This is a genomic window from Micromonospora sp. NPDC050686, from assembly GCF_040654475.1.
Taxonomy (GTDB): Bacteria; Actinomycetota; Actinomycetes; order Mycobacteriales; family Micromonosporaceae; genus Micromonospora.
On record NZ_JBFAID010000069.1, the window covers coordinates 21,419 to 29,222 of the forward strand.

Annotated in this window: 5 protein-coding genes; 3 read left to right on the forward strand and 2 right to left on the reverse strand. The window is 67.4% G+C overall.

Features of this window, described 5'->3' with window-relative positions:
- The first annotated feature begins 580 nt into the window (after positions 1–580).
- The 3 genes from AB0H57_RS29320 to AB0H57_RS29330 all read left to right on the forward strand — a co-directional run bounded on the left by AB0H57_RS29320 (position 581) and on the right by AB0H57_RS29330 (position 5,005).
- Positions 581–1,837, forward strand: a complete 1,257-nt coding sequence (locus tag AB0H57_RS29320; protein WP_357511911.1) for a DUF4041 domain-containing protein — start codon at positions 581–583, stop codon at positions 1,835–1,837.
- A 119-nt stretch (positions 1,838–1,956) separates the two neighbouring features.
- Positions 1,957–3,819: an exonuclease domain-containing protein gene (locus AB0H57_RS29325; RefSeq protein WP_357511912.1), complete on the forward strand. Its 1,863-nt coding sequence runs from the start codon at positions 1,957–1,959 to the stop codon at positions 3,817–3,819.
- A 238-nt stretch (positions 3,820–4,057) separates the two neighbouring features.
- Complete coding sequence (locus AB0H57_RS29330; RefSeq protein WP_357511913.1) at positions 4,058–5,005, forward strand: hypothetical protein; 948 nt, start codon at positions 4,058–4,060, stop codon at positions 5,003–5,005.
- A 524-nt stretch (positions 5,006–5,529) separates the two neighbouring features.
- Here AB0H57_RS29330 and AB0H57_RS29335 read toward each other — a convergent pair.
- The gene (locus AB0H57_RS29335; RefSeq protein WP_357511914.1) at positions 5,530–6,105 is read right to left on the reverse strand and encodes a flavoprotein; all 576 of its coding nucleotides are present in this window, start codon (positions 6,103–6,105) and stop codon (positions 5,530–5,532) included.
- Positions 6,102–7,439 carry a hypothetical protein gene (locus AB0H57_RS29340; protein WP_357511915.1) on the reverse strand — a complete coding sequence of 446 codons (1,338 nt, stop codon included), beginning with the start codon at positions 7,437–7,439 and terminating at the stop codon, positions 6,102–6,104. The genes AB0H57_RS29335 and AB0H57_RS29340 overlap by 4 nt, the downstream gene beginning before the upstream one ends.
- Between the last annotated feature and the right edge of the window lie 365 nt (positions 7,440–7,804).

A 7,804-nucleotide genomic window follows, 5' to 3' on the forward strand; every position in this document is an offset into this window, starting at 1 on the left:
AGCGCACCGCACGTTCACACAGCTCATCGGGGTACTTCTTCGGTGCTGCCACGGATGACTCCCTTTAGTTCCATCAGAGCATGATCGAAAGCCTCCTAGCTACCGGGGGAACCTCAAGGCCGCCCACGGCGTCCCGCACCGCTCCGGCTGACTTGTCTCCCGACGCTCATTTCTGTCGGTAACCAGACTGAAGTCCCCACTCGGGCGTTCGTGGCCGTCTGGATGGCTGACCAGCCGATCTGAGTCGTCGATGTCCGCCCGAGGGCTACGGCGCTACCGTCGTCGGGCCGTGGTGAAGCCTGGGGGAACAATGGGATACCGCTTCAACGCACCACCGAACTGGCCGACGCCGCCTGCTGGATGGGTCCCGCCTTCGGGCTGGACACCGGATCCCGCTTGGGGCCCTCCTCCGCCGGGGTGGCAGTTATGGATCTCGGAATCGCCAGCTCCGGCCCCGGCTGAGCCCGTCACGGCTGCCCCGCAGGCTGCTGGTGCTCCCGCAGTCGTTGTCTCGCAGCAGCGCCACGCAAGTCCGGACATTCCTCTGTTCGGTGCCCGGGGCAAGGCGCGTGAGCTGGCGGTGGAGAATGCGCAGCTCCGCGGCGAGCTAGTTCAGGTACGCGTGGAGCTGACGGGTCTACGGGCGGAGATGTCACGGCTCGGCGTGCTGTCCGCGATCGAGCTGGAGCAGCACCGGGTTCGACTCAGTCGTGAGATCGCGGACCTGACAGCGAAGGGCGAAGCTGAGAAGGCTGAACTCGATCGACACCTGCGCGGTCTCCGGCAGCAGATCGTGGTCACCGAGGAGACGGCACTGCTGCAGGAAGCTGGTGTCTATAGGTACCGGCATCCCTTGTCGGACGCGGTCACCTACCAGGGCCAGCTCAGCCGGCTTCAGGACCAGATCAAGGCTATGACCAGGAAGGATGGGGGAGCGGTCAAGGCTGCCACCGGATGGACGGTCAACGGCTCGGCTGCCGAGGGCCGCGCCATGGTCCGGGACTTCTCCAAGCTCATGCTTCGCGCCTACAACGCCGAGGCTGACAACCTGGTACGGGGGTTGAAGCCTTACAAACTTGACTCGGCCGTGGAGCGGCTTGGGAAGGTGGCGGCGACCATCGCCAAGCTCGGCAAGACGATGGACATTCGGATCGCCGAGGAGTACCACCGGCTGCGGGTCAAGGAGTTGGAACTCACCGCCGACTACCAGGAGAAGCTGGCTGAGGAGAAGGAGCGGGAACGGGAGGAGAAGGCCCGGCTGCGCGAGGAGCGACGTGCCCAGCAGGAGATCGAACGCGAACGCGCTCGGCTCGACAAGGAACGCCAGCACTATGCCAACGCCCTGACGGCCTTGCAGGCCAAGGGCGATGCTGACGGTGCCGCCCAGATGCAGGATCGGTTGGCCCAGATCGACACTGCGATCCAGGATGTCGACCGGCGGGCCGCCAACGTCCGGGCTGGCTACGTGTACGTGATCTCCAACCTCGGTGCGTTCGGCGAGAAGATGGTCAAGGTGGGCATGACCCGTCGCTTGGACCCGCTGGACCGGGTACGCGAACTCAGTGATGCGTCGGTGCCATTCAACTTCGACGTCCACGCCTTGTTCTTTTCCGAGGATGCTGTCGGCATCGAGGCGCAGATGCACGCCCGGTTGGCCGACCGGCGGGTCAATCTGGTCAACCATCGTCGCGAGTTTTTCTACGCCACGCCGGAGGAGGCCAAGGAACACCTGCTGGCGTTGACCGGCAGCCTGCTGCAGTACGAGGAGGTTCCGGAGGCCCTGGAGTACCGGCAGAGCCTCACCCAGGCACAGGAGCAACCAGTCGCGACCACATGACATAGCGAGGAATTGGACGGCTCGGGCTCGGCGAGCCGGCGCGTCCAACGGATCACTCGTCCAGCTTCCGTACCGACGACTGTCATGAGCATCCGTCGCTGGAGCCAGCCGCTCTAGCCATGATCGAGCCGAATTGCCGAGATAGAGAGGTACACATGTCGCAGGTCGGACTGTTCGCCTACGGGTCAGCGGGCGGAAGGGAAGGTGTCGACCTGGGTGAGGTCCCGTTCGTGGTGGTGGACGTGGAGACGACCGGGCTGTCACCGACGTCCGACCGGATCGTGGAGATCGCCCTGGTCCGCATCGAAAAAGGCCGGGCGGTCGATGAATGGGCCACCCTCGTCGACCCCGGCCGCGACCCAGGTCCAACCTTCGTTCACCACATCACTACGGACATGTTGTCTGGAGCGCCGACGTTCGCGGACGTGGCCGGGGAGATCCTGTCCAGGCTCGACGGAGCTGTGGCGGTGGCGCATAACGCCCGCTTCGAGGAGGGGTTCATCGCGCAGGAGTTCGCTCGAGTCGGCATCAGCACCGCACCCCTGCCGGCGGTGTGCACTCTGCGGCTGGCCCGACAGGTCCTGGCCGCGCCAAACTTCCAGCTCGTCTCCTGCTGCAGCGTGTACGGCATCGACCTGCACGACGCCCACACCGCTCTCGGTGACACCCGGGCAACCGCCCAGCTTCTACCCAGACTTCTGGCCCACGCGCCCGCCCTGCGATTCCCCTCCCCTCCTGTCCCGATGCCGCAGTACCCGCGCCACACCCGGGCCCGTACGCGGGCCACCGGCCTTCGCAAGGGCGCAAACGGCTGGATCCATTCGCTGCTTGGGAAACTGCCCTACTCCACTAGCGACGCCGACCCCGCGTCCGCCGAGGCGTACCTCGCGGCGGTCGGAAGCGCACTCAGCGACGGAAAGCTGACCGGCGTCGAGGCCAAGGCGCTGGCACGACTGGCCGGGCAGTCCGGCATGGGTGCCCAGCAGGTGCGGGACCTGCACCACCGCTACCTTGACGGACTGCGGGACGCCGCACTCGCTGACGACATCCTGACCAGCACCGAGTACCGGGAACTCGTCACGGCCGCGCAACTTCTCGGCGAACCGGACTACTTCGCGGACCTAACCGCCCCCGATCTAGAAGCCACGGACCGCACCCAGGTTGCCAAGCAGAGGGGACAACGCGTCTGGTGCAGCCCGTCCGTGTCCGCTGACGTCCGTGATCACCTCACCCGGGCTGGGTACGTTCTGGCGCTGAACCTGACCCGCAACGTCGTTACCGCCGTTGTCGCTGCCGCTGACCAGGACAACCCGAAGGTCGCGCGAGCACGCGAACTCGCCGTACCTATCCGCTCCGATCTGACCCTCGACGACATACTCGGGGCCGCCGCCACGCCTTCCCTGGCATCCCAACAGGCCGGCAGTACAGCCGCCGCTGTGGGCGCTGAAGGGACCGGGCCCCGTACGGTGCCGACACCGGCTGCTGCGGCGCACGTGCCCACTCAACGCGTACCGCAGGTCATCGCTGGCTGGTACCTGGACCCGTCAGGGCGGTGGACCTACCGATTCTGGGACGGCCAGGGCTGGACCGAGAAGGTCAGCGGCGGAGACGGCCGTACGTGGTCGGACAGCACTAGCCTCCCACTGTGGTGTGCGCCTACGACAGATGGCCTGGTTGACGGCCGCCAGCCGCACACCCTCACGGACCAAATCATGACGATGCAGAAGAACGACGTCCACGCGGCGCTGCTCCTGACTGTCCGATGCATCGACGCGGTGGAGAACGACTCACGAATTAACGGATACGGGGTGGCTCCCTGGTACTACGAGAGGGCCGCGATCATATTCGCCCGACTGGGTGACCCCGCTGCCGAGGCCGCCGTGCTTGAACGATTCGCGCGGCAGAGACATGCTTCCGGGGCCAAGCCGCCTCAGCTCCTCGATCGCCTCCGCAGACTGCGTGAGGCCACTACCGGCGCATAGCAGCGACGAACCGTCAATGATTCGCGTTCACGTTATGAAGCTGTGATCAGCCCTGCTCCGACACCGGATGCGCGGCCCCGCTGTCCAGAACCCTGCTTAACTACCTCGCCACCGCAGGATGAAAGCCACGCCCGGGCGCAGAAGCCGCAGGTGCCAGACCGGTGCTCAGATGCACGATGACCTCGTTCGCCCCTCCACGGTGGCGGATAGTGAGGGGGAAGTGGTGCCGGACCCTGCCATGCGGCTGTTGCTGAGCGCGGCCCGCGCCTGTCAGCAGCAGGCCGACACGTTGCAGCAGACCCTGACCCGAGTGCATAACGCGACCCCAGCTCCGGACGCGTGGTGTAGCCGCGACGACTGGGCGCTCAACACGATGGTCCGTGCTCAGGCCCGCCGGCAGATCTGGCGCGACTGCGTGCTCACCGCGATGAGCATGGGGGTGCATGTCGCCGACCATGTTCGCGCCCTTGGACTGCTGCTGACCCACGTGCGAAAGCAGGGCGCTCCCGTCTACGCGCACGCAGCCTTGACGCGCGGAGCGGTCGAGTCGGCGTCATGGCTGTGGTGGCTGCTCGCTGAAGGCGAGCCGTTTGTCACCCGGTTTGGTCGCGGCGTCGCGTTTCTGGTCGAGGACGCGACCCTCGCGATCAGGGCCGCCCAGCGTGTTCCCTCAGCCGCATACATGGCCGCGCCCGGCGACGGCATCAAGCGGCGGCGCCAGGCACTCCTTGACCGGCTGGAGGATGCGCGTATCGAGACAATCGCTGATCGGCCAGGCACACGCCTCAAGGGCGTGCGGGTGGTCCGCGGTGGCGAGGAGACCTCGACGGGCACGAAGGTCAGCACTCTGGTGCCGGAAGCGTTCGGTGACCTGCCCGCCCTCTACGACCTGTTGTCCGGGACCGCGCATGCCCGCGCGTGGGGCCTGTCGGACAGCATGAGCATGCACGGAGACGAGGCTGCCTGGTCCGCGAATGTCATCGACGTGAGCGCGTCGGCGCTGACGGGGTTGTTGGCTGCGCAGCGCGCCGGAGCGATGTTCGCCACCTACCGGGGCTTCCCGGACGACCCCGGCGTCGCACATATGCGCGACCGGCACATGAACTTCGACCAGGAGATGGTCCGCTACGGTCGTGCTGCCGGCCTTCTGACCGGTGTGGGTCCGGTGACTGGGTTCCTCGACTGACTGGCGTCTGGGGTTGGTCTCGCCGCAACGTCCGATAATCCAAGTGGTGTGCACCCCCGGCCACCAACTCCGTCGTTGATCATGGTGACGGGCTGGCGAGCGATGTCCTCGTACTCGCTTCGGGTTGGTTGGCACCGATGATGGGCGTGTATAGGTAACGGCTGATCGACCGCTCATGGCTGACACTCCCGGAAACCGGATGGTCGCACATCCGGGGTGCTCGGCGGGTGCTCGGTCGCCGTGGACAGGGTCGGCGTCGTATGGATTGTGTGGTATGTGCGTCCGGTGGGATCAGCCGAGACCTGCCGATGCGTGGACTGGTGGGACGCACAGGCACGCGAGGCATTGGTTCGACGCTGGCTCTTAATCCGCGGGTTCGGGGTTCGAGTCCCTGGCGGCACACGGTGATCAAGGCCCTGACTTGGTGTTTCACGCTGGGTTGGGGCCTTTTCCGTGTTCGGGGTTGGTGGTGGTCGCTCGGTGGGTGCTCGGGAGCCGTTGGACCTTGGCTGGCTCGTTTGCGGTCAGGTGTGGCCGGAAGCGGCCGGTCGAGAATCGTGGGCGAGCTGGGCGGCTGTCTCGAAAGCCACCGTCCAGGGGAAGGCTTTCTGCCGCTCGTTGCCGTTGCCGGGCGGGTGCGGTTCCCACTGGTCGTCGAGGCCGAGCAGGAGGCGTACTCCTTCGTCGCGGAGGCTGGCCACGGCGTGCCGGAACGGCGCCCGCGCGGCGAGGGCGGCGTTGACGAACGGGACGATGACGGTCGGCACCTGCCTGCCGATCAGTTCGGCGACTGAGGTCATGGCGTAGTTATCGGCGAGGCCGAGGGCGATCTTGTTGATCGAGTTGTAGGTAGCGGGTGCGATGACCAGGGCGTCGGTGGCGGGAAGCGACCGGCGGGTGCGGGGCGACGACTGGTACGTCGACCGGACCGGATGACCGGTGAGGCTCTCGAGCGGCCGCGGTTCGATGAAGTCCATCGCGCTCGGCGTCGCCGTGACCGCCGCTGTCCAGAATCGCTCCTGTGCGGCGTTGACAAGGTGGGTCACGTCAGAGGCAGGACCGGCGCCGCAGACGACGATCTGGAGGTGGCCGCCGGTCACAACCGGATCCCGGTGCTTTGGGCGAAGCCGGCAGCCGCGGTGCGGACAGAGCCGGTGGCGAGCACGGTGAGGTCGCTGGCGATGCGCTGGACTGTCGGTCGGCAGCGGATCTCTTCGGGTGCCACTTCGTACGCGGTGCGCAGCGCGCTGAGGCCGTGCTCGTAGCGGCCCCACTGGGTGTAGGCGCGTGCCACGTCAACGAACAGGGATGCTTTGCGCTCGGCCAGCGTTACCTTCTCCAGCCGCACCGTGCGGGCGATCGCGATGGCTGTTCCGGCGTCGCCGAGGGTCAGTGCGATGTTGACCCGGTGCAGTAGGACGTTGGTGGCGCCGAAGCCGGTCCACCGGTCGTTGCCGTCGTAGCCGAGGCGGGTTGCCGCGCGTGTTGCCTCATCGAGCATCGCGTGTGCGGTGTCCCGGTCGTCTCCGCGGGCGGCGGCGATGGCTCCTCGCAGGACGAGGGCGCCGTAGACGGCTACCGCATCGGTCAACGCGAGGCGGGTTTCCCGGTCGAGCGAGTCGGCCGCGTTACTGGCGAGGGCCACTGCCTGGGCGTCGTGACCGCTGCCCATCAGCGCGTGGGTCATGATCCGGGCGCTCGCGGCGATCGCCACCGGGTCCTGGCTCATGGCAGCGGCCCTGGTGCTTCTCTCGGCCGCCACCAGGGCCATCCCGCGATCGCCCACCTTGAGCAGGACGCTGCCCACGACGTGGTACAGATCGGCGGCCAGGACCTCGACCTGTGACCGCTGTTCGCACTCAGCGCCCGACTTCACCGCCTCGAGGGACGGCAGCAGCGTCACGAGCCGGTCGAGTACGCGTCCGTACCGGCAGGCCTGATAGTCGATCTTGGCGGCGGCGACGGCCCGGGAGAACTGCGGCAATGACAGCGCCGCACCGTCCGAGTGGGCGGGCGAGATGAGCGCGTCGAGCAGCGGAGCGACGTTGGGTGCGGCGGCAACGCTGATCGCCGCCCTGCGTAGGAGATCTCTGCGTCGCACGTCACCATCCGAACCCGAGCCACCATCTCCGTCATCGCCAGTATCCGCATGCGCGCCAGCTTGCGGTCGCGCGGCACCCGTAGTTGCACCGCTGGTGCCAGCCGTCCGTAGCGCCTCGAAGCGTTCCCGTACCTCAGGTGTGGCTCGGGACAGCACGGTGTCGAGCGCGGCTTGCATGTCCGCGCGGGGGCGCACGTTGTCGCCCTGGCTGCTCCACTTGGCCACGGTCCGCCGCGCCGCGCCGAGGTGCTCGGCGAAGGCGGTCACGCTCATCCGCAACGCACTCCGGAGCGCGTTCGCGTCCTGGCCGGTCCAGGTCGTCACCGTAGCCATCGCACGTCCTTCCGGAACGGACAGTCATCGGTGGGGGTGATGGTAGCCCGCACAGTGGTGACGGCAGGTGCACTGCGGGTGCACCGGCGAGACATTCCATCCGTCCACCGCCCAAGCCAGCCTGGATGTGCCGACGCGCCGATCCCCAGCGGTGCGCCGGTGGGCCAGCGGCAACCTCACGGCAGGGAGATCCAAATGGACGTGCCGATCGGCGACAGGTCCGAACGCGACCCGACGCGCCGGCAAGCGCTCGCGCCGGGCACTCCGTCGACCGCATGGGTGACTCCCCGTTCGCGTACCGCCAGCAGGGCTGCGTGGGCGGGTGGCCGGCGGTCTGCTCCCAGCCGCCGGCCGACGGCGGTGGG

Excerpts from the sequence above, each read along its gene's own strand:
- AB0H57_RS29330 (WP_357511913.1), top strand. The coding sequence starts at position 4,058 with ATGCGGCTGTTGCTGAGCGCGGCCCGCGCCTGTCAGCAGCAGGCCGAC.
- AB0H57_RS29340 (WP_357511915.1), bottom strand. The coding sequence starts at position 7,439 with ATGGCTACGGTGACGACCTGGACCGGCCAGGACGCGAACGCGCTCCGG.
- AB0H57_RS29325 (WP_357511912.1), top strand. The coding sequence starts at position 1,957 with ATGATCGAGCCGAATTGCCGAGATAGAGAGGTACACATGTCGCAGGTC.